This window comes from Gulosibacter sp. 10 (assembly GCF_900163695.1).
Taxonomy (GTDB): Bacteria; Actinomycetota; Actinomycetes; order Actinomycetales; family Microbacteriaceae; genus Gulosibacter.
In genome coordinates this window covers 1-21020 of record NZ_FUIC01000002.1, presented here as the reverse complement: position 1 = coordinate 21020, position 21020 = coordinate 1, and the positions used below count along the sequence as shown (strand labels likewise).

The window sequence follows — 21020 nt, the reverse complement described above, 5'->3', positions numbered from 1 at the left end:
GTTTCTGTAAGGAATTGTTTTAGTCATATGGCTGCAGAACAGCTCAAGGACACCGTCAAGGAAATCGACGGCGTGAAGATCCACTACCACCGCAACGAGGTGGTGATCGTCGGCGCCGGCGGCGCCGGCATGCGTGCGGCCATCGAGGCCGCCGAGGCGGCGGGCACCGGGGCGGTCGTCGACGTCGTCACCAAGATCTACCCCACCCGCTCCCACACGGGCGCGGCCCAGGGCGGCATGGCGGCGGCGCTCGCCAACGTCGAGGAGGACAACTGGGAGTGGCACACCTATGACACGGTCAAGGGCGGCGACTACCTCGTGGACCAGGACTCGGCCGAGATTCTCGCGAAGGAGGCCATCGACGCGGTCCTCGACCTCGAGAACATGGGACTGCCCTTCAACCGCACCCCCGAGGGCAAGATCGACCAGCGCCGCTTCGGCGGGCACACCCGCGACCACGGCAAGTCGCCCGTGCGCCGCGCCTGCTACGCCGCGGACCGCACCGGCCACATGATCCTCCAGACGCTGTACCAGAACTGCGTCAAGCAGCAGATCCGCTTCTTCAACGAGTACTACGCCCTCGACGTCTCCTTCGCCGAGGTGGACGGCAAGCGCGTGCCCGCCGCCGTGATCGCGTACGAGCTCAAGACCGGCGACCTGCACGTGTTCCAGGGCAAGTCGATCGTGTTCGCCACCGGCGGCTTCGGCAAGGTCTTCAAGACCACCTCGAACGCGCACACCCTCACGGGCGACGGCGTCGGCATCATCTGGCGCAACAACCTCCCGCTCGAGGACATGGAGTTCTTCCAGTTCCACCCGACCGGCCTCGCGGGCCTCGGCATCCTCCTCACCGAGGGCGCCCGAGGCGAGGGCGCCATCCTCCGCAACGACTCGGGCGAGCGCTTCATGGAGCGCTACGCCCCGACCATCAAGGACCTCGCGCCGCGCGACATCGTCGCCCGGTCGATGGTGCAGGAGGTGCTCGACGGCCGCGGCGCCGGCCCCAACAAGGACTACGTCTATCTCGACTGCACCCACCTCGGCGCCGAAGTGCTCGAGACGAAGCTCCCCGACATCACCGAGTTCGCGCGCACCTACCTCGGCGTGGACCCCGTCACCGAGCCCGTGCCGGTCTATCCCACCGCGCACTACGCGATGGGCGGCATCCCCACGAACAACGACGCGCAGGTCATCTCGGACGACGACGACACCGTCATCCCCGGCCTCTTCGCCGCCGGCGAGTGCGCGTGCGTGTCGGTGCACGGCTCGAACCGCCTCGGCACCAACTCGCTCCTCGACATCAACGTGTTCGGCAAGCGCGCCGGCCGCAACGCCGTCGAGTACGCGAAGACCGCCGATTACGCGCCCCTCCCCGAGGACGCCGACGGCTTCGTGCGCACCCTCGTGCGCGACCTGCGCGACTCGCAGGGCACCGACTCCGTCGCCGACCTGCGCCGCGAGCTGCAGGAGACCATGGACACCAACGTCCAGGTGTTCCGCACCGAGGACACCCTCAACGAGGCGACCAAGGTCATCCACTCGCTGCGCGAGCGCTACCGCAACATCCACGTGAGCGACAAGGGCCAGCGCTACAACACGGAGCTGCTCGAGGCCATCGAGCTGGGCTTCCTGCTCGACCTCGCCGAGGTCGTCACCTACTGCGCCCTCAACCGCCAGGAGTCCCGCGGCGGGCACATGCGCGACGACTTCCCCAAGCGCGACGACGAGAACTGGATGCACCACACGATGGCGTACCTCACCGGCGACCGCAGCTCGGCCGACCCGGCAGACCACATCACCCTGGGCCAGAAACCGGTGCGGATGACGCACTACGTGCCGCAGGAACGCAAGTACTAGGACCGAAGGGAGACACGAAATGACCGCTGTCGCCGAAACCTCCGCAGTGGAGAACAAGCCGGAAGAGCCGGAGAAGCCCTTCAAGGTCGAGATCTCGGTGCGCCGGTACGACCCCGAGCAGCGCCCCGACCCGTACTGGGAGACCTTCGAGGTCGACATGTATTCGACGGACCGCATCCTCGACGCCCTGCACCGCATCAAGTGGGACCAGGACTCCTCTCTCGCGTTCCGCCGCTCCTGCGCGCACGGCATCTGCGGCTCGGATGCGATGCGCATCAACGGCCGCAACCGCCTCGCCTGCAAGACCCTGATCAAGGACCTCGACATCACGAAGCCCGTGACCGTCGAGGCGATCAAGGGCCTCCCGCTCGAGCGCGACCTCATCGTCGACATGGACCCGTTCTTCGAGGCCTACAAGGAGATCAACCCGTTCCTCGTGGCGAGCGACAAGCCCGAGAAGGAGCGCATCCAGTCCGTGGAGGACCGGGCGATCTTCGACGACACCACCAAGTGCATCCTCTGCGCCGCGTGCACGACCTCGTGCCCGGTGTTCTGGACCGACGGCCAGTACTTCGGCCCCGCGGCGATCGTGAACGCGCACCGCTTCATCTTCGACTCGCGCGACGAGGAGGCCGAGACCCGTCTCGACATCCTCAACGACAAGGAGGGCGTGTGGCGCTGCCGCACCACCTTCAACTGCACCGAGGCGTGCCCCCGCGGCATCGAGGTGACGAAGGCGATCGCCGAGGTCAAGCAGGCCATCCTGCGCGGCCGCCCGTAGCCCCGGCCCCTGGCCCGCTGAAGCCCGCTCCCGTCCAGCACGGGAGCGGGCTTCTTCTCGTTCGCCCTTCCCCTCTCGCCCCTCCTCCTCTCGCCCGAGGTGCATCCACGAAACCCGCCGCACCTCCCGATCCTGGCGCCCCCTGACGCCCTTCCCGCCTCCCACCTCTCACCCTGCCGCCAAGATCCTTCGCACACTGCGGATTTTGGCGGCCCCTTTCGGGCTAGTGCCTCTCCAAGTGGCATGTTGCCTCCAACATTCGCCGGGTGAGGCGGAATGGTGGAGGGATTCGGCGGCATCGATAGCGCTGAACAGCGACTCTGCCGCCACAATTCCAAGGTGGACCAGAAGTTCTGGCGGATCGCGACGTCGATACGGTGAGCTGGCGACGACAAGTCCGACATCGAGCCGACGAGCATTCGGGCAACGCGCATCGCACGCGATCACCTCGGTCCCCGAGTTTTCCTCAGACGCCGGTTTTCCGCAGTTCACATGCGACGGAAGATCAGGCTGCGCAGATTGGCGACGAGGCGGGGGAAGTGCTGACGATGCAGATCGCTGCGAGTGACGCGGATATGCTCCAGGCCGGCCTCCCGCATGGCCCGGGACCGGCGGAGGTCTCGTTCGAAAATCTCAGGATCCCGCGCGTGATGCTCCCCCTCGTAGTCCAGATAGGCGGCAGCATGCCGATATCCGAGGTCGGGACGGACCCGTTCCCCTCCCGGCAGCACCAGTTCCGGCTGTATGGCCGGCTCTGGCAGGCCCGCGCCGATCAGACGGAGCCGCAGCACCGACTCCATCGGCGATTCCACACGTGTGCGGGATTGCTCGGCTGCGGCCCGCAGCTTCGTCATCCCATCCATGCCGCTGAAATGCTGCAGCAGACCGTCCAGCTGAAATGGCACCAGGTGCGGACGTTCGGCGAACCGGAGGCTCGGATAGAGCGAGGACTCCGCGAGCAGGGCTTCCAGCAGCACCGTGGTCCATTCGACATCGAGGTGCCGTATCGCGGTGATCATCGCGAGCACGGGTGAGACGAGGCGGATGCCGTGCAAGGTCACGGCACGGAATCGCGAACGACGGATCCGACGCGTCGTGACTCCGCTTCTGTCGACCCTGGAACCGCTCAGATCCGTGAGCACCTCGAGAGGGGTCTCCCGCTCGCGCAAACGTGAGGGCAGCGGCATCCCCCAGAGCCGCAGCGCCGTCAGCCCGGAAATCGCATGGCGTTCATCGAGGCAGAGGCTCAGCGCGTACGCCTGCTCCTCCAGCGAGCTCGGCACTCCGATCGTACGCACTCCCACGTACGGAGCATGCAGATCGGAGGCCCGGAGCCGGGAGGCGCTGACTCCTCGGGCCTTCGCCTCGGCCACGGTGAATCCGGCTTTCAGCAGTGCCTGCGGGAGGGGTTCGGGCTTCGACATACGGCGAAGGTAGGCGTGCATCCGCAACACCGGACCCGTTCGGGCGTTCGCCGTGGATAACTCCGCCATGACGCCGCATTGTGGACAACTCGTACGGGCGCCCTCACCCCCTTCCCGACACGTCGAATGCCGCACGCTCCCGGCCCCGGCGGGCAGCAACACAGGGAATGTTGGAGGCCGGATGACGGCTGACGCCTGCCCGATCCCCCGGCGCCCGCTCCGCCGACGAGGCCCGGACGCCGGCGAGCGCGGGCGGCGCCATCGACAGGCTCGTCACGCCGAGGCCCACCAGCACCACGGCGAGGCGCGGGTCGGCGGCGGCCTCGCCGCACACGCCGACGGGCTTGCCCGCCTTCGCGCCGGCCTCGCCGATCATGCCGATGAGCCGCAGCACCGCGGGATGCCAGGGGTCCTGGTAGTTCGCGACCGTGCCGAGCACCCGGTCGGCCGCGAGCGCGTACTGCGTGAGGTCGTTCGTGCCGATCGAGACGAAATCGCTCGTCTCGAGGATCTGCTCGGCGACCACGGCGGCCGAAGGCACCTCGATCATCGAGCCGACGGTCTGCAGCCCCGCGGAGCGGCCCAGATTCGTGAAGTACTCGGAGTCGGCCGCATCCGCCACCATCGGCGCCATGACCCAGAGGTCGGCGCCCGTCGCGTCCTGCGCGGCGCGCAGCGCCTCGAGCTGGTCGCGCAGCAGCGTCTCTTTCTCGCGCAGGATGCGGATGCCCCGCATGCCGAGCGCCGGGTTCGCCTCCTCGGCGTCGTTGAGGAAGGACAGCGGCTTGTCGGCGCCCGCGTCGAGCACGCGCGCGACGACCTTCTTGCCCGCGAAGGGCTCGAGCAGCGCCGTGTAGTCGGCGATCTGCGTCTCCTTCGAGGGCGCCTCGTCGCGGTCGAGGAACAGGAACTCGGTGCGGAAGAGCCCCACGCCCTCGGCGCCGTGCTCGAGGGCGATGTGCGCGTCCGCGGGCTTGCCGACGTTCGCGAGCAGGCTCACGGCGCTGCCGTCCGCGAGCGCGCCCGGCTCGAGCGGTGCGGCCTCGATCTCGGCCTGGCGCTGCTGCTCGGCCCGCGCGGCCCCGAGCTCCGCCTCGGAGGGCTCCACGATCACGAGGTCGCGCCCCGCGTCCACGATGAGCTCCTGGCCGTCGCGGATGTCGTCGGCGCCGGCCACGGCCACCACGGCCGGCAGGCCCTTCTCCGCCGCGATGATGCCGGTGTGTGCCTTGGGCGAGCCGTCGCGCGTCACGAACGCGAGCACCTTCGAGAGGTCGAGCTTGCCGGTGTCGGCCGGCGCGAGGTCGATCGCGACGAGGATGAACGGTGCGTCGCGCTCGGGCACCTCCGGCACCGGCACGCCCTGCAGGTGCGCTCGGATGCGCTGGGAGATGTCGTTGAGGTCGGTGACCCGCTCGGCCATGTAGCCGCCGAGCGACCTGAGCGTCTCGGCGTAGGTCGCGAAGGCCTCGAACACGCCGCGCTCCGCGGTCTTGCCGCCCTCGATGGCCTGGTCGACGAGCTGCGCGATGGTCGGGTCGGCCGCCATGAGCGACTGCGCCTCGAGCACCTCCTTGATCGCCCCCTCGGCGGTGGCGGCGCGGCCGGCGAGATCCTCCTGCACCGCCGCGATCGAGGCCTCGGCGCGCGCCTTCTCCGCGGCCTCATCGCCGCGGAAGGGAACGTCCTTCGGCTCCGGGAGCGGCGCCGGCATCCGCACGGCCTCTCCGATCGCGACCCGGGAACCTACGCCGTATCCGCTGAGCTCCATGCTGAGCCTCACAATCTCGTGATGAACAAACCGTGAGTCAGCTTAGGGAAATTCTTCGTAGGCTGTCTGTGTGACTGCGAACAGCGAGCAAGAAACCGGCGACCAAGAGCTGACGACCACCCGCGCCACCATCCTGCCCCCGTTCCCGACCGTGGACGAGGACGCGGGGGCGCAGGAGAAGGTCAAGGCGACTGCGACCTGGGTGCAGGCGACGCGCCCGATGCGCGCCGTGCAGCACTGGTCGAGCCGTCGCGGCACGACCCTCGCCGGCGGCATGGCCTACTCCGGGCTGTTCTCCGGGTTCGCGGCCATCCTCGTGTTCTTCTCGGTGGCGGGCATCGTGCTCTCGAACAACCAGCAGATCATGCAGGCGATGATCGAGGCGCTCGACAGCACCGTCCCGGGCCTCGTCGGCGAGAACGGCGTCGTCAGCGCCGAGGACCTGATGACCCTCAACCAGACCACCTCGCTGACGGTGGCCGGTGCGATCGCGCTGGTCTCGGCGCTCTGGACGGCGCTGAACTTCCTCAACGGCGCGCGGCTCTCGATCCGGGCCATGTTCGACCTGCCGACGAAGATCGAGCGCAGCTTCGTGAAGATGAAGCTCGTGGACCTGGGGCTGCTCGTGCTCTTCGCGCTCGGGCTGATCATCTCCGTGACCCTCACCGCCGCGAGCAGCGGCATCATGTCCTGGCTGCTCAACGACTTCTTCGCGCTCGAGCTCTCGGGCTTCACGACCGTCCTCATCCGCATCGTGACCATCGCGGTGGCGCTGCTGTTCGACTCGGTCGTGATCGCGGGCATGCTGCGGGTGCTCTCCGAGGTGCTCATCCCGGCGAAGACGCTGTGGACCGGCGCGCTGCTCGGCGGGTTCCTCGTGATGGTCCTCAAGCAGCTCGGCTCGATGCTGCTCGGCGGCGCCTCCTCGAACCCCCTGCTCGCGACCTTCGCGGCCCTGCTGGGTGTGCTCATCTTCATCAACTTCCTGTGCATGGTGCTGCTGTTCACCGCCGCCTGGGTCAAGGTGACGATGGACGACCTCGGGCAGTCCCCGCGCCGCCTCACCTACGAGGAGGCGGAGGAGATCACCCGCCAGACCGAGCTCGAGGCCCGGCGCGAGCGCCTCGCGACCGATCTCATCCACGTGCGCGAGGAGCTCGCGCACACCCCGCGGTGGCGCCGGCGCCGGCTGCGCCGCGAGTTCGAGCGCATCGTCGACGAGCAGCGGCGGCTCGAGGAGGACGAGCTCGAGCGGCGGATGGGGTACGTCCCGGTCGAGGCGCACGCCGAGCGCAAGGACCTCGACCCCGAGGACGTCGAGCTCAAGCGCCCCGAGCGCTGACCCCGCCGCGGGGGCCGGCGCCCTCCGGGCGGCCCGCGCCCGCGCCGGGACGGATAGGACTGATGCTGCCTTCGGCTTCGGTGGAGCAGTGCGGCCCGCGCCCGCGCCGGGATGGATACACTTGGCCGCATGGCTGAAACGCTCCGCATCGCATCCGTCAACGTCAACGGCATCCGCGCCGCCTACCGCAAGGGCATGGGCGAATGGCTCGAGCAGCGGGGAGTCGACATCCTCGCGCTGCAGGAGGTGCGCGCCAACCGCAAGCAGGTGGATGCGCTCGTCGACGACAGCTGGAACCTCGAGCTCGACGAGGCGAGCGCCGCGGGCCGCGCGGGCGTCGCGATCGCGAGCCGGCTCCCGCTCGGCGAGGTGCGCCGCGAGCTCGGCCCGGACGAGTTCGACTCCGCGGGCCGCTGGCTCGAGGTGGACTTCGAGGTCGGCGGGCGCCTGCTCACGGTCGTGAGCTGCTACGTGCACTCCGGCGAGGCCGAGACGCCCAAGCAGGAGGAGAAGTGGAAGTTCCTCGACGCGATGGCCGAGCGGATGGCGCAGCTGCGCGAGGAGCGCGAGCTCGCCCTCGTGGTGGGCGATCTCAACGTCGGCCACGACGAGCGCGACATCAAGAACTGGAAGGGCAACGTGAAGAAGGCCGGCTTCCTGCCCCGCGAGCGCGGCTACTTCACGCGGATGTTCGGCCCCGCGGGCGAGCAGGTCGACGCGGTCGACGGCACCGTCGGCCCCGGTCTCGGCTGGCACGACGTGGGCCGCGAGCAGTCCGGCGACGTCCCCGGCCCCTACACGTGGTGGTCCTACCGCGGCCAGGCCTTCGACAACGACGCGGGCTGGCGCATCGACTACCACGTCGCGACCCCCGCGCTCGCGCAGCTCGCCTCCGGCTACACGATCGACCGCGCGGCCGCCTACGACCAGCGCTGGAGCGACCACTCCCCCGTGGTCGTGGACTACACGATCTGACCCGCGTCCCGCGCCGGGACTAGCATGGGACCGTTCACCCCTTTCGATCGCAGGAAGCCTTGATGCCGAACCCCGTCATTTTCTCGGGCATGCAGCCCTCCGCCGATTCCCTCCATCTCGGAAACTATGTCGGAGCGCTCACCAACTGGGTGAAGATGCAGGACGACTACGACGCGATCTTCTGCGTCGTCGACCAGCATGCCATCACCGTCGCGACCGACCCCGAGGCGCTGCGCGAGCGCACGCTCGTCACGGCGGCGCAGTACATCGCCGCCGGCATCGACCCGGAGCGCTCGACCCTCTTCGTGCAGTCGCACGTGCCCGCGCACGCGCAGCTGAGCTGGGTGCTCGGCACCATCACCGGCTTCGGCGAGGCGAGCCGGATGACGCAGTTCAAGGACAAGTCGCAGCGCTTCGGCACCGAGGGCACGACGGTGGGCCTGTTCACCTACCCGGTGCTCATGGCCGCCGATATCCTGCTCTACCAGACCGAGACGGTGCCGGTGGGCGAGGATCAGCGCCAGCACCTCGAGCTGACGCGCAACCTCGCGGAGCGGTTCAACTCGCGCTTCGGCGAGACCTTCACCGTGCCCGAGGGCTTCATCCCCGCCGCGAGCGCCAAGGTGTACGACCTGCAGCACCCCGACAGGAAGATGTCGAAGTCGGCCGAGAGCGATGCGGGGCTGCTCCGCATCCTCGACGACCCCAAGGCGACGCGGAAGAAGATCATGCGCGCCGTCACCGACGCGGACGGCGAGATCCGCTTCGACCGCGAGGCCAAGCCCGGCGTCTCGAACCTGCTCACGATCTTCGCCGTGCTCACCGGCCGCGAGCTCGAGGACGTCGCGGCCGAGTACTCGGGCCGCGGCTACGGCGACCTCAAGAAGGGGCTCGCCGACGCGGTCGAGGCCACCTTCGCCCCCATCCGGGAGCGCACCAACGAGCTCCTCGCCGATCGCGGCGAGCTCTCGCGCCTGCTCCGCCGGGGCGCCGAGCGCGCGGACGAGCGCGCCCGGTCCACGCTCGATCTCGCCTACGAGCGCATCGGCTTCCCGAGCGCGCGATAGGCCCGGCGCAGATTCCCGTGTCCGAGAACCCAGGCATCCGGGGCGTCGCCGCCCTGCAGGAGGCGGCCGCGGCGCCGCGCACGGCGGTGCGCGACGCCCTCGTCATCATCCCGACCTACAACGAGGCCGAGAACATCCGGCACGTGCTCGAGTCGGTGCTCGATGCGTCCCCGCGCGTGGACGTGCTCGTGATCGACGACGGCTCCCCGGACGGCACCGGCGCGATCGCCGAGCGCTTCGCGCAGGACGAGGAGCGGGTGGCCGTGCTGCACCGCGAGGGCAAGCAGGGGCTCGCGAGCGCGTACCTGCGGGGCTTCGAGCTGGGCCAGGCGCGCGGCTACCGATACCTCTTCGAGTTCGACGCCGACGGCTCGCACCCGGCCGCGAGGCTCCCGGCCCTCATCGACGAGCTCGACGGCGGTGCCGACCTCGTGATCGGCTCCCGGTGGGTGCCCGGCGGCGCCACCGAGAACTGGCCGGTGCAGCGGCAGCTGCTCTCGCGCTCGGCGAGCCTGTACTGCCGCGTGCTGCTGCGCTCGCGCGTGCGCGACATCACCGCCGGCTACCGGGGCTACCGGACGGATTCGCTGGGCGGCTTCGACCTCGGCCCCGTCGGCTCGACGGGCTACTGCTTCCAGATCGAGATGGCCTGGATGTTCGAGAGGCTCGGCAAGCGGGTCGTGGAGGTGCCCATCACCTTCGTCGAGCGCCGCCTCGGCCAGTCCAAGATGTCGCGCAGCATCATCACCGAGGCGCTCTGGCGGGTCACCTCCTGGGGCCTCGGCTTCCGCGCGCGCGGCCTCGCCTACCGCCTCACCGGCCGATAGCCCTCCGATGGCCCCAGATCCGTTCGAAAGCTGCAGCATGCCCGATCCCTCCCGCATCCGTTTCGAGGTCGAGACCCGCCTGCCCACCGTGCACGGCGGGTTCCGCGTCCGCGCGTACACCGACACGACGACGGGGGACCTCCACCTCGCGATCATCTCGGGCGAGCCCCGGCCCGGAGCGCTCGTGCGCCTGCACTCCGAGTGCCTGACCGGGGAGGCCTTCGGCTCGCTCAAGTGCGAGTGCGGCCCCCAGCTCGACGCGGCGCTCGACGTGATCGCCGAGCACGGCGGCGTCGTGATGTACCTGCGCGGCCACGAGGGCCGCGGCATCGGGCTGCTCAACAAGCTGCGCGCCTATCGCCTGCAGGAGGACGGACTCGACACGGTGGACGCGAACCTCGCGCTCGGGCTGCCCGCGGATGCGCGGGAGTACGCGGCGGCGGCCTCCGCGCTGGCCGACCTCGGCCTGGACCGGGTGCGGCTGCTCACGAACAACCCCGCCAAGTCCGAGTCGCTCGAGGCGAACGGCATCGAGGTCCTCGAGCGCGTGCCCCTCGAGGTCGGCTTCAACGAGGTGAACGAGGGCTACATGCGCACCAAGGCGGCGCGGATGGGGCACCTGCTCGACGCCTTCGGGCCCGCGGGCGACGTGGCCGAGCCCGGCGAAGCGGCGGGCACGGACCCGGCCTAGCCGCGCGGCGCCCCGGGGCCCGCGGAATCGATATGCTCGAAGCCATGGAAATCGTCAAGAGCATCCTCCTCATCCTGCACTTCGTCGGCCTCGCGGGGCTCTTCGGCGGGTGGTTCCTGCAGCTCAAGGCGATCGGGCGCGGCGAGGCGAAGATCCCCGCCGGCATGATGCACTCGGGCTGGCTCGTGCTCGCCTCGGGCATCCTCCTCTTCGGCGTGAACGAGATGATCGGCGGCGTCACGATGGACATCCGCGTGAAGCTCACGGTCAAGCTGCTCGTCGCGCTCGTGGTCGTGGTCATGCTGTTCCTCAACCGCAAGAAGGACCCGGTGCCCTCGGGCGTCATGTGGGCCGCGGGCGGCCTCACCCTCGCGAATATCTGCATCGCGGTGCTGTGGCACTAGCCCGCCCTCATGTCAATGAATGTTGACGTCGGTGCGCACGTCAACTAATGTTGACGTCATGACCATTGCAGCCACCGGCGAATCGGACGACCGCGCGCTCCGACGCGTCCGCGAGCTCACCGAGCAGCGACGGCAGATCGAGCGCGAGCTCAGCGCCGCCGTCCGCCTCGCGCACCGCTCCGGGTTCTCGTGGGAGTCCATCGCCGCCTGCCTCGGGGTGACCAGGCAGGCGGCCCACCGCAAATACGGAAGGATCAAGTGAGCGACTCGAACCCGACCAGCAGGCGCCGGCGCGACCGGGCGACCGGCGAGGAGGGGACGCCGCGCGCATCCCTGCGCCAGCTCTGGCCGTACCTGTTCGCCGACAAGCGGATGATTGCGGTCATCGTCGTCATCTCGATCATCGGCAGCGCGTTCGACCTCGCCCAGCCCGTGCTCATGGGCCTGCTCATCCAGCAGGTCGAGGGCGGCGAGTTCGTGTCGTGGATCGTATACGCGCTCATCGCCGTCGTCCTCGTCGCGGCGCTGCTCTCCGGGCTCCAGCACTTCCTGCTGCAGCGCACGGGCGAGCGGATCGTCCTCAACGCCCGGCGCCAGCTCGTGCGCAAGCTGCTGCGGCTGCCGATCGCGGAGTTCGACTCGCGCCGCACCGGCGACCTCGTCTCGCGGGTGGGCAGCGATACCACGCTGCTGCGCGCGGTGCTCACGCAGGGGCTCATCGAGGCGATCGGCGGCCTGCTCACCTTCATCGGCGCGATCATCGCGATGCTGCTGCTCGACTGGGTGCTCTTCCTCATCACCGCCGGCTGCATCGCCGCCTCGCTCGTCGCCGTGCTGCTGCTCTCGCGCAAGGTGGCCGCCGCCTCGGCGGCGGCGCAGGCGAAGGTCGGCGAGCTCACAGCCTCGGTCGAGCGCGCGATCTCGGCGATGCGCACGCTCCGCGCCTCGGTGGCGACCGAGCGCGAGGAGGAGCGCGTGATGGCGGATGCGCACGGCGCCTACCGCCGCGGCCTCGACATCGCCGCCATCTCCGCGGTGATGGTGCCGGTCTCGATGCTCGCGCTCCAGCTCTCGCTCGTGGCGGTGCTCGGCGTCGGCGGCGTGCGCGTCGCGAGCGGCGAGACCACGGTGGCCGCGCTCGTGTCCTTCATCATGTTCCTGTTCATGATGATCGCCCCGCTCGGGCTCATGTTCGGCGCCGTCTCGGCGATCGCCTCGGCGCTGGGCGCGCTCGGGCGCATCGAGGAGATCCGGCGGCTGCCGGAGGAGGACGCCGAGGACCGCGCGTTCGGCCCGATCGTACGGCTCGCCGACCTCCGCCCCGATCCGGCCGCCCCCGCCCTCGAGTTCGAGGCGGTGTCGTTCCGCTACCCCGAGCAGGTGGTGCGCGCGGCTCGGGCCAAGCAGGACGCGGGCGCCCGCTTCGACCGCTTCGTGGACACCTCCGGCCGCCGCGCCCGCACTGCGGCGGAGGAGCTGCTGCGCATCGACGAGTCCGCGCCCGTGGAGTCGCCGCTCGTGCTCGACGAGGTGTCCTTCGCCGTGCCCCGCGGCCGCAAGGTCGCCCTCGTCGGCCCCTCCGGCGCGGGCAAGTCGACCACGCTCGCGCTGATCGAGCGCTTCTACGATCCCGCCTCGGGCGCGATCCGCTTCGACGGCGCCGACCTGCGCTCGCTCGACCGCGCGGAGCTGCGCTCCCGGCTGGGCTACGTCCAGCAGAACGCGCCCACGCTGGCCGGCACGATCCGCGACAACCTGCTGCTCGGCCGCCCGGATGCGAGCGACGACGAGTGCGCGGAGGTGCTGCGGAGCGTGAACCTCGGCGACGTGCTCGACCGCTCCCCCGAGGGGCTCGACGCGCAGGTCGGCGAGGCCGGCGTGCGGCTCTCGGGCGGCGAGCAGCAGCGGCTGGCCATCGCGCGGACGCTGCTCGCCGCGCCGCCGGTGCTGCTCATGGACGAGTCCACCTCGGCCCTCGACGGCCGCAACGAGGCCCTCATCCGCGAGGCGCTCGAGCGGGCCTCCGAGGGGCGCTCGATGGTCATGATCGCGCACCGCCTGTCGACCGTCGTGGACGCGGACGAGATCATCGTCCTCGACCACGGTCGCGTCGTGGGCCGCGGGCCGCACGAGGAGCTGCTCGAGACCTCGCCGCTGTACCGGCGGCTCGCGCAGCACCAGCTGCTCGCCGACTGAGCGGGCGGGACCTCGCGGGCGGGGCGCCCGCGATGAACGCCCTGCCCCGCCGGGAACCGCTACGGTATGCCCATGCCCTTCATTCCGCCCGATGATCGCAAACGTGCGGCGACCACCCTGCAGACGGTGGAGCGCGCGCTGAGCTTCCTCGAGATCGTCTCGGAGCGGCCCATCGGCGCGACGGTCCGCGACATCGCCGGCGAACTCGGCATCAACCTCACCACGTGCTACCACCTCTACAACACGCTGCTCGCGCGCGGATACGTGGAGCGCAACGCCGACGGCACCATCCGGCTCGGCACGAACGTCGCCTCCCTCTACGAGGGGTACCGCAACAGCTTCGCCTACCAGCGCGAGATGCTGGCCATCGTGCGCCGGCTGAGCGAGACCACGGGCGAGACCACGTTCTTCTCGCACCTCGTCAACGACGCGGTGATCCTGACCGCGCTCTACGAGGGGACGGACCCGGTCAAGGCCGGGAGCCTCTACGTCGGCCTCAGCGGCCTCGAGCACGTCCGCGCCTCGGGCAAGGCGGTGCTCGCGTTCTCCGATCCCGAGACCCGCGAGCGCGTCCTCGAACGGTCGCTCAGCGCCGTCCCGCCCGCCCAGCGGCTCGCCATCGCGACGCGGCTCGAGGAAGAGGTCCGAGAGATCGTCGCTCGCGGATGGTCCATCGACGACGAGGGATACGAGAACGGCATCATCGGCGTCGGCGCCCCCTGCTTCGCGCTCGACGGGCGCTGCGTGGGCGCCGTGGGCGTCTGGGCCTCGGCCTCGGAATGGCCGGCGCGGCGAGAGGAGATCTCCTCGGCGGCGCTCGCGAGCGCGGTCGAGGCGAGCCGGGTGCTCGCGGACGGCGAAGGCCAGACCTCCGCCGCGAGCGAGAGCGGCGTCTGAGCGGCCTGCCCGCCGCCAGTCCGCGATTCGCCCGGCGCTGACGCGCGCGGCCGGAGCCCTGCCCCGGAGCCGAGTCGCCCGGGCTCGCTCCGGCGTTCCCGTTCCGTACGGGAGGGCCGGGCACCCGGTCACGCTCACACGGCCTTCGCCCGGCGCTCCAGTTCCGCGCGGAACGGGCTCCGTTTCACCTTGCAGCCTCCTGTTGTATCCAATTAGAGTATATTTCTGGCCATTCTCTGCCAGCAGGCGCCATGATGCGCTGTTTTGAATCCAATACTCTCGCCTCTCGCGACACAGACAAGGACCCTCAATGACGACGTCCCCGACGACCACCGCGTCCGCAGCGCCGCAGGACCAGGAGCCCGCGATCACGCTCGCGGGCCGTCGCCGCTCGCTCCTCTCGAGCACGGCCGGCAACATCCTCGAATGGTACGAGTGGAGCGCCTACTCGGTGATGTCCCCGTTCATCGCGGTCGCGATGTTCGACCAGGCGAATCCCGCCAGCGCCATCCTCTCGGTGTTCGCCGTCTTCGCCGTGGGCTTCCTGATGCGCCCGATCGGCGGCATCTTCTTCGGCTGGCTCGGCGACCGGATCGGCCGCAAGAGGATCCTCGTCACCACCATGCTGCTCATGGCCGCCGCCTGCTTCCTCATCGGCGTCATGCCCACCTTCGCCCAGTGGGGCATCGGCGCGTCGCTGCTGCTGCTCCTGCTGCGGTGCATCCAGGGCTTCGCCCACGGCGGCGAGTCGAGCGCCTCGACCACCTACGTCGCCGAGATCGCCCCGGCCGCCAAGCGCGGACGCTGGGGCTCGGTGGCCGGCATCTCGATCATCGGCGGCAGCGTGCTCGCCTTCGTCTTCAGCGCCGTCCTCACCTCCGCGCTCGGCGAGGAGGCGATGCAGGCCTACGGCTGGCGCATCCCCTTCCTCGTGGCCGGCGGCATGGCCCTCGTCGTGCTGTGGATGCGCCGCCGCATGCACGAGTCGGACGTGTTCGAGGAGAGCGAGGGGCGGGCCGTCGAGAAGCTCCCGCGCCGCAAGGTCGTCCGCATCACCATCCGCATGATCGCCTTCACCTCGGGCCTCACCTGCATGAACTACGTCTGGATGACGTACATGACCACGTACGCGATCAACGAGCAGGGCATGCTCGCCGACGCGGCCTACTGGGCCACGGCCATCGGCCAGGTCGTGTGCCTCGTGTCGATGCCCTTCCTCGGCGCCCTCTCGGACCGCATCGGCCGCAAGCCCATGCTGCTCGTGTTCGCCGTGCTCACCTTCGTCACCACCGTGCCGTTCAGCCTCATGGTGGGCGACCAGTGGTGGTCGCTCACGATCCCGGTCGCCGCCTCCCTCGTCATCTGGGCGCTCGGCCAGTCGATCTTCCCGGCCATCCAGGCCGAGAACTTCCCCACCTACATCCGCGGCCGCGGCATCGGCTTCGCCTACTCGATCTCGGTGGCGCTGTTCGGCGGGACCGCCCCGTACCTCAACCAGCTGTTCGTCTCGCTCGGCACGCCGTGGCTGTTCTACGCCTACGTCATGGGGCTGAGCGTCGTCTCGTTCGTCGCCGCGCTGTGCTTCCGCGAGACGAAGGGCGCCGATCTCAACGACCTGGAGCTCTGAGCGGAGCGCGGGCATCCCCGCGAGGGCGGGCACCGGCCGGTGCCCGCCCTCTTCGCGTCCGGGGCCGCCCGCCGTGCCGGACGAGGATGCCCGAGTGCGGGCCGCGGGAGCCCGGACGCGGGCCGCGGCACGACTATGCGGAAGAACGCAATTCACTATCCGCAGGTCGGAGGGTCGTTCCGGCCGCCGCTCCCGAAGACTGGGGGCATCGTCCGATGACGCCCGCGAACCGCCCGCGCATCGGACCTCGACGGAAAGGATCCGGATGCCCGGCTTCGAGCGCCCCGAGCCCCCGAGCGCGGCCGACGTGCTCTGCGTCGGCGAGGCCATGGTGCTGCTGACCCCCGCGGATGCGCGCCGACTCGACCGCACCGAGCGGCTCGCGATCTCCATCGGGGGCGCCGAGTCGAACGTCGCCCTCTACCTGAGCGATCTGGGCGTGCGCGCCGCGTGGCTGAGCCACGTGGGCGACGACCCCTTCGGCCGCCGCGTCGTGGCCGCGCTGCGGAGCACGGGGGTGGACGTGTCGCACGTCGAGGTGCGGCCCGAGGCGCCCACCGCCGTGTACTTCAAGGACCCGGACGTCGACGACACCGCGGTGCACTACTACCGCAGGGGCTCGGCCGCCTCCCGCATGGGCCCGCAGAGCCTCGGCGACGAGGTGCTCTCGGCGGCGCGCGTCGTGCACATGTCGGGCATCACCCCCGCGCTCTCCGACTCCTGCGCGGCGATGATGGACCGCGCCGCCGCCCGCTGCCGGGCGCTCGGCACGGCGTTCTCCTTCGACGTCAACCACCGTCCGGGCCTGTGGCCGGCCGCCGAGGCCGCGCCCGTGCTCCGCGACCTCGCCCGGCGCAGCGACATCGTCTTCGTGGGCCGCGACGAGGGCGAGCGGCTCTGGGGTACCCCCACGGCCGAGGCCATCGCCGAGCACCTCGGGCTCGACGGCACGCTCGTGGTCAAGGACGGCGCCGTGGGCGCGACCGAGTTCCGGGAGGGGCGCCGGGCGTTCCTCCCCGCGCCCGAGGTCGAGGTGGTCGAACCGGTCGGCGCCGGCGACGCCTTCGCCGCGGGCTACCTCGCCGCATGGCTGCGCCCCGGCGGCACCGCCGAGGCGCGCCTCGGGCAGGGCCACGCCCTCGCCCGCCGGGCGCTCACGAGCATCCACGACTTCGCCCCCTCGTCCCCCATGGAAGGAAGCATCCGATGACCACTCGACCCGATTTCGGCGCGCTGGCAGGCGGCCGGCGCGCGATGGCGATCCTCCGCGGCTTCGCGCCCGAGCGCACCGTGGAGCTGGCCCGCACCGCGTGGGAGCACGGCATCGACCTCGTCGAGGTGCCGGTGCAGGGCCCCGAGAGCGAGCGGGCGCTGCGCGCGGCGGTGGCCGCGGGCGCCGAGCGCGGCAAGGCCTGCGGCGCCGGCACCGTGGACACCGCGGAGAAGGTCGCGATCGCCGTCGACGCGGGCGCGGCCTTCACCGTCGCGCCGGGCCTCGACGAGGGCGTCGCCCGCGCGAGCCTCGACGCGGGGCTACCCCACCTGCCGGGCGTCGCGACCGCGAGCGAGATCCAGCGGGCCCTCGCCCTCGGCCTCGGCTGGGTCAAGGCCTTCCCCGCCTCGGTGCTCGGCGCGGAGTGGTTCTCCGCGATCCGCGGGCCGTTCCCGCAGGTGCGCCTCGTGGCCACCGGCGGCATGACCACGCGCAACGCGCAGGAATTCTGGGCCGCGGGCGCCGATATCGTGGCGCTCGGCAGCGCGCTCGGCGACGCCGAGGAGCTCGCGCGGCTCGCGGCGCTGCTGGAGGCGCATCCCGCGCAGGGCTGAGCGCCCGCACCGCCGGCGGAAATGCACCGGCCCCTGCCGCTCGAGCGGCAGGGGCCGGTGCATTTCGGCCGGGCCGGGTCACTTCGACGCGGCCTCCGCCTCCTTCATCCGCTCGCCCGCGTCCGCGCCGCGATCGGTCAGCGCGCGGATGCCCTTGGAGATCAGCGGGTAGGCGAGCATCAGCACCGTCAGCACGATCAGCACCGCGCTCACCGGCCGGGTGAAGAACTGGGAGAGGTCCCAGTCGGTCTTGATCACGCTGCGCATGAAGTTCGACTCCACGATCGGCCCGAGCACGATGCCCAGCACCACCGGCGCGAGCGGGATGCGGTACCGCTCGAACAGGAAGCCCACGACGCCCATGATCAGCACGATGAGGATCTCGAGGTAGGCGTGGTTGTCGCGTACGCGCCTGTGACCGAGAGGGCCACGATCGCCGCCATGAGCACCGGCCGGGGCAGGCGCAGGATCAGCCCGCTCGAGCGGATCGCCATGAGGCCCAGCGGGATCAGCAGCAGGTTCGCGATGATGAACGAGATGTAGATCGCGTACAGCGTGTCCGTGTTCGTGAGGAACAGGTTCGGCCCCGGCTCCACGCCCTTCACCAGCAGCACGCCGATGAGGATGGCGGTGATGGTGTCGCCGGGGATGCCGAAGGCGAGCGTGGGGATGAACGCCGAGCCGAGCGCGGCGTTGTTCGCGCCCGTCGCGGCGACCAGCGGGCCGTCCTCCGCGTCGTCCTCGGCCGCCTGCTCCGCACCGCTCTTCCTCCGCTTGCCGCGCTTCTTGGCGTTGAGCCCGTTCCGCGCGATCGCGTAGGAGATCCACGAGGCGATGTCCGCGCCCGCGCCGGGGAGCACGCCCACGACCGAGCCGGTGGCGTTGCCCTGCACGACCGCGCCCGGACGCCGCCACATGCGGCGGAGCGCCTCGCGGATGGAGCCCTTGCCCCTCGGCTTCGCCACGAGGTGCGCCGCGTCCGTGGTCCGCCGCGCGGTCATGCTGCGGATCACCTCGCTGAGGCCGAAGAGGCCGATCATGGCGGGGATGAAGTTCACGCCCTGCAGCAGGCTCGCCTCGCCGAAGGTGAACCGCGGGAAGCCGAGCGAGACGTCCATCCCGACCGTCGAGATGAGCAGCCCGACCATGAGCGCGATGCCGCCCTTGAGCTGCGAGCCCTGCGAGACGATCACCGCGGCGGTGAGCCCGAGCACCGCCACCCAGAAGTACTCGTACGAGGTGAAGCCGAGCGCGAACTCGCCCACGAGGGGCGCCACGAAGATGAGCACGATCGACCCGACCAGGCCGCCGAGCACCGAGGCGAACAGCGCGATGGACAGGCCGACGCTGCTGCGCCCCTTCTTCGTGTAGGCGTAGAGCTCCGAGACGTACGCCGCCGAGGACGGCGTGCCCGGCATGCGCAGCAGCGCGCCGGGGATGTCGCCCGCGAAGATCGCCATCGCCGACATCGTGATGATCGAGGCGATCGCGGGGACCGGGTCGAGGAAGAAGGTGAACGGGATGAGGAGTGCGGCCCCGAGCGTCGCGGTGAGCCCCGGCAGCGAGCCGATGACGATGCCGAGCAGTCCCGAGAGGACGCAGACGACGAGCACCAGCGGGTCGAGCACGAGCCCGAGTGCGTTGGCGATACTTGTACCCATATCAGGAGTCATGTCAGAACAGCAATCCATCCGGGAGCTGCACGAGCAGCGCCTTCTCGAAGACCAGCCACATCACGATGGTCAGCACCAGCGAGGAGATCAGCGAGGTGAGCGCCTTCGCGCGGAGCGCCAGCATGTTGACGAGCACGACGACGAACATCGTGATGAGGAAGCCGAGGTGGTCGGCGGCCAGGACGTAGAACAGGATCGAGCCCACGATCACCGCGCCGTTGACGACCGCCCGCCGCAGCGAGAGCGTCGAGGTCTCGACGTCGGCGATGCGCTTGATCGACTCGGTCTCGGGCGGAAGCGCGCTCTCGGCCTCGACCGCGTCCGCCGCGGCCGGGCGCACCAGCGTCTTCACCGCCAGGACCAGCCCGAACAGCACGAGCGCCCCGCCGATGATGCCGGGGAACAGCCCCGGCCCGGGGCCGCCGCCGTCGAGCGTCGGCATCGTGAGCGCGTAGGCGATGGTCGCGCCGCCGCCGAGCGCGGTGACGACCCCGATCACGAGGTCGGCGACCGCGCCGCGCGGGAAGCGCGCGGCGCGGGTCGCGTCTGCATCGGTGGTCGACGGGGAGGTCATTCGCCCGTCAGCCCCGCCTGCTGCATGATCTCGCCCTTCGCAGCGTCGTCCTCCTCCATGAAGGCCGCGAACTCCTCGGCGTCGCGGTAGACGATGCCGAGGCCGCTGTCGGCCATGAAGGTCGTGAACTCCTCGTTCTCGGTGATGTGCTCGAGGTGGCACTGCAGCTCCTGGACGATCTCCTCGTCCATGCCGGCCGGGGCGACGATGCCGCGCCACGTGGCCGCCTCGAAGTCGATGCCCTCCTCCGCGAGCGTGGGCACGTCGTCGTAGCCGGGCGCGCGCTCCGAGTCCATGACCGCCAGCGGCTTCACCCGGTCGCTCTCGATCATCGTGGCGTTCTCCGCGAGGCTCGCGGTCGACACGTCGATGCCGCCCGCCACGAGCTCCTGGAGCGCGGGCGCGGCGCCCTCCGAGGGCACCCAGCGGATGGCGTCGGCATCGAGACCCGCCTCGAGGAGCATGCCCGCGAGGGCGACGTGCCAGATGCCGGCGACCGCGGTGCCCGAGCCCACGAGCTGGCCCGGATCCGCCTCCGCCGCGTCGATGAGGTCCTGCACCGATTCGTAGGGCGCGTCGGCGGCCACCGTGATGCCGGCCGGGTCGGCGTTGATCTGCGAGATCGCCGTGACGTCGGCGGGCGTGGTGTCGGTGAGCCCCTGGTGGTGCAGCATCGCGAGCTCGGCCGTGGCCATGCCGATGGTCTGCCCGTCCGGCGCGGCGCCCGCGATCGCCTGATGGCCCACCGCGCCGCCGCCGCCCGTCTGGTTGATGACGTTGATCTGCGTGCCCAGGGCCGAGCCGAGCTCCTGCGCGACGAGCCGGCTGACCGCGTCGGTGCCGCCGCCCGCGGAGAAGGGCACGATGAACTCGATGGGGCCGTTCGGGAAGCTCTCCGAGATGTCGCACTCCGCGGCGGCCTCGTCACCGCCGCCGCCCTGCCCCGAGGAGCACCCGGCGAGGAACAGCGCCGATACCGCGGCGACCGCGCCCGCATTCCGTGCTCGTCGCGACCAGCTCCCGGACCGTTTTCGGCTCTTCTCGAACGAGGGTGTAGTCCGTTGAGCGCGTCGCTGTCCGTGTAGGA

The 21020-nt window shown here is 70.6% G+C and carries 19 protein-coding genes and 1 pseudogene; 14 read left to right on the top strand and 6 right to left on the bottom strand.

Going from position 1 to position 21020, the window contains the following annotated elements; all coding sequences use genetic code 11:
- The first annotated feature begins 27 nt into the window (after nucleotides 1–27).
- Nucleotides 28–1857 carry a succinate dehydrogenase flavoprotein subunit gene (gene sdhA / locus FM112_RS00250; protein ID WP_087002053.1) on the top strand — a complete coding sequence of 610 codons (1830 nt, stop codon included), beginning with the start codon at nucleotides 28–30 and terminating at the stop codon, nucleotides 1855–1857.
- A gap of 19 nt (nucleotides 1858–1876) precedes the next feature.
- A complete protein-coding gene (locus FM112_RS00245; protein ID WP_087002051.1) occupies nucleotides 1877–2638 on the top strand; it encodes a succinate dehydrogenase iron-sulfur subunit in 762 nt (253 codons plus the stop codon).
- A gap of 488 nt (nucleotides 2639–3126) precedes the next feature.
- Here FM112_RS00245 and FM112_RS00240 read toward each other — a convergent pair whose 3' ends face one another.
- Both FM112_RS00240 and ptsP read right to left on the bottom strand, forming a co-directional pair.
- On the bottom strand, nucleotides 3127–4062 hold the full coding sequence (locus tag FM112_RS00240) for a hypothetical protein (RefSeq protein WP_140400516.1): 936 nt from the start codon (nucleotides 4060–4062) through the stop codon (nucleotides 3127–3129).
- Nucleotides 4063–4165: 103 nt separating this feature from the next.
- Nucleotides 4166–5833, bottom strand: coding sequence for a phosphoenolpyruvate--protein phosphotransferase (gene ptsP / locus FM112_RS00235; protein WP_087002047.1), 1668 nt, complete (start codon nucleotides 5831–5833; stop codon nucleotides 4166–4168).
- Nucleotides 5834–5903: 70 nt separating this feature from the next.
- Between ptsP and FM112_RS00230 the strand changes: the two genes are divergently transcribed.
- The 12 genes and pseudogenes from FM112_RS00230 to FM112_RS00175 all read left to right on the top strand — a co-directional run bounded on the left by FM112_RS00230 (nucleotide 5904) and on the right by FM112_RS00175 (nucleotide 17686).
- Entirely contained in the window at nucleotides 5904–7175 is a 1272-nt protein-coding gene (locus tag FM112_RS00230; RefSeq protein WP_087002045.1) for a YihY/virulence factor BrkB family protein, read from the top strand.
- A gap of 129 nt (nucleotides 7176–7304) precedes the next feature.
- A complete protein-coding gene (locus FM112_RS00225) occupies nucleotides 7305–8150 on the top strand; it encodes an exodeoxyribonuclease III (protein WP_087002043.1) in 846 nt (281 codons plus the stop codon).
- Nucleotides 8151–8212: 62 nt separating this feature from the next.
- On the top strand, nucleotides 8213–9217 hold the full coding sequence (gene trpS / locus FM112_RS00220; RefSeq protein ID WP_087002041.1) for a tryptophan--tRNA ligase: 1005 nt from the start codon (nucleotides 8213–8215) through the stop codon (nucleotides 9215–9217).
- Between the two features lie 17 nt (nucleotides 9218–9234).
- Nucleotides 9235–10044 carry a polyprenol monophosphomannose synthase gene (locus FM112_RS00215; protein ID WP_254910306.1) on the top strand — a complete coding sequence of 270 codons (810 nt, stop codon included), beginning with the start codon at nucleotides 9235–9237 and terminating at the stop codon, nucleotides 10042–10044.
- A gap of 37 nt (nucleotides 10045–10081) precedes the next feature.
- Nucleotides 10082–10735, top strand: a pseudogene (gene ribA, locus FM112_RS00210) (GTP cyclohydrolase II); the annotation flags it as partial.
- Between the two features lie 44 nt (nucleotides 10736–10779).
- The gene (locus tag FM112_RS00205; protein ID WP_140400515.1) at nucleotides 10780–11139 is read left to right on the top strand and encodes a hypothetical protein; all 360 of its coding nucleotides are present in this window, start codon (nucleotides 10780–10782) and stop codon (nucleotides 11137–11139) included.
- A gap of 58 nt (nucleotides 11140–11197) precedes the next feature.
- Nucleotides 11198–11401 carry an AsnC family protein gene (locus FM112_RS00200; RefSeq protein ID WP_217874365.1) on the top strand — a complete coding sequence of 68 codons (204 nt, stop codon included), beginning with the start codon at nucleotides 11198–11200 and terminating at the stop codon, nucleotides 11399–11401.
- Complete coding sequence (locus tag FM112_RS00195; RefSeq protein ID WP_087002033.1) at nucleotides 11398–13335, top strand: ABC transporter ATP-binding protein; 1938 nt, start codon at nucleotides 11398–11400, stop codon at nucleotides 13333–13335. Before FM112_RS00200 ends, FM112_RS00195 begins: the two co-directional genes overlap by 4 nt.
- 72 nt (nucleotides 13336–13407) lie before the next feature.
- Nucleotides 13408–14232 (top strand): IclR family transcriptional regulator, encoded by an 825-nt coding sequence (locus FM112_RS00190; protein WP_176386599.1) that lies wholly within the window; start codon nucleotides 13408–13410, stop codon nucleotides 14230–14232.
- Nucleotides 14233–14542: 310 nt separating this feature from the next.
- Nucleotides 14543–15859 (top strand): MFS transporter, encoded by a 1317-nt coding sequence (locus tag FM112_RS00185; protein WP_087002029.1) that lies wholly within the window; start codon nucleotides 14543–14545, stop codon nucleotides 15857–15859.
- A gap of 265 nt (nucleotides 15860–16124) precedes the next feature.
- Complete coding sequence (locus tag FM112_RS00180; RefSeq protein ID WP_087002027.1) at nucleotides 16125–17069, top strand: sugar kinase; 945 nt, start codon at nucleotides 16125–16127, stop codon at nucleotides 17067–17069.
- The gene (locus FM112_RS00175; RefSeq protein WP_087002025.1) at nucleotides 17066–17686 is read left to right on the top strand and encodes a bifunctional 4-hydroxy-2-oxoglutarate aldolase/2-dehydro-3-deoxy-phosphogluconate aldolase; all 621 of its coding nucleotides are present in this window, start codon (nucleotides 17066–17068) and stop codon (nucleotides 17684–17686) included. Before FM112_RS00180 ends, FM112_RS00175 begins: the two co-directional genes overlap by 4 nt.
- Before the next feature lie 78 nt (nucleotides 17687–17764).
- Here FM112_RS00175 and FM112_RS17370 read toward each other — a convergent pair whose 3' ends face one another.
- The 4 genes from FM112_RS17370 to FM112_RS00160 all read right to left on the bottom strand — a co-directional run.
- A complete protein-coding gene (locus FM112_RS17370; RefSeq protein WP_217874363.1) occupies nucleotides 17765–18058 on the bottom strand; it encodes a hypothetical protein in 294 nt (97 codons plus the stop codon).
- Nucleotides 18052–19347 carry a tripartite tricarboxylate transporter permease gene (locus FM112_RS00170; RefSeq protein ID WP_217874361.1) on the bottom strand — a complete coding sequence of 432 codons (1296 nt, stop codon included), beginning with the start codon at nucleotides 19345–19347 and terminating at the stop codon, nucleotides 18052–18054. Before FM112_RS00170 ends, FM112_RS17370 begins: the two co-directional genes overlap by 7 nt.
- Before the next feature lie 13 nt (nucleotides 19348–19360).
- Nucleotides 19361–19933, bottom strand: coding sequence for a tripartite tricarboxylate transporter TctB family protein (locus tag FM112_RS00165; RefSeq protein ID WP_087002023.1), 573 nt, complete (start codon nucleotides 19931–19933; stop codon nucleotides 19361–19363).
- Nucleotides 19930–21020: tripartite tricarboxylate transporter substrate binding protein (locus FM112_RS00160; protein WP_254910305.1), on the bottom strand; the 1091-nt coding region annotated here is incomplete at its 5' end. The genes FM112_RS00160 and FM112_RS00165, both read right to left, overlap by 4 nt.

Coding starts and splice junctions, on each gene's coding strand:
- sdhA (WP_087002053.1), top strand. CDS start 28: ATGGCTGCAGAACAGCTCAAGGACACCGTCAAGGAAATCGACGGCGTG.
- FM112_RS00165 (WP_087002023.1), bottom strand. CDS start 19,933: ATGACCTCCCCGTCGACCACCGATGCAGACGCGACCCGCGCCGCGCGC.
- ptsP (WP_087002047.1), bottom strand. CDS start 5,833: ATGGAGCTCAGCGGATACGGCGTAGGTTCCCGGGTCGCGATCGGAGAG.
- FM112_RS00205 (WP_140400515.1), top strand. CDS start 10,780: ATGGAAATCGTCAAGAGCATCCTCCTCATCCTGCACTTCGTCGGCCTC.
- FM112_RS00175 (WP_087002025.1), top strand. CDS start 17,066: ATGACCACTCGACCCGATTTCGGCGCGCTGGCAGGCGGCCGGCGCGCG.
- FM112_RS00225 (WP_087002043.1), top strand. CDS start 7,305: ATGGCTGAAACGCTCCGCATCGCATCCGTCAACGTCAACGGCATCCGC.
- FM112_RS00200 (WP_217874365.1), top strand. CDS start 11,198: ATGACCATTGCAGCCACCGGCGAATCGGACGACCGCGCGCTCCGACGC.
- FM112_RS00185 (WP_087002029.1), top strand. CDS start 14,543: ATGACGACGTCCCCGACGACCACCGCGTCCGCAGCGCCGCAGGACCAG.
- FM112_RS00180 (WP_087002027.1), top strand. CDS start 16,125: ATGCCCGGCTTCGAGCGCCCCGAGCCCCCGAGCGCGGCCGACGTGCTC.
- FM112_RS00245 (WP_087002051.1), top strand. CDS start 1,877: ATGACCGCTGTCGCCGAAACCTCCGCAGTGGAGAACAAGCCGGAAGAG.
- FM112_RS00190 (WP_176386599.1), top strand. CDS start 13,408: ATGCCCTTCATTCCGCCCGATGATCGCAAACGTGCGGCGACCACCCTG.
- FM112_RS00170 (WP_217874361.1), bottom strand. CDS start 19,347: ATGGGTACAAGTATCGCCAACGCACTCGGGCTCGTGCTCGACCCGCTG.
- trpS (WP_087002041.1), top strand. CDS start 8,213: ATGCCGAACCCCGTCATTTTCTCGGGCATGCAGCCCTCCGCCGATTCC.
- FM112_RS00240 (WP_140400516.1), bottom strand. CDS start 4,062: ATGTCGAAGCCCGAACCCCTCCCGCAGGCACTGCTGAAAGCCGGATTC.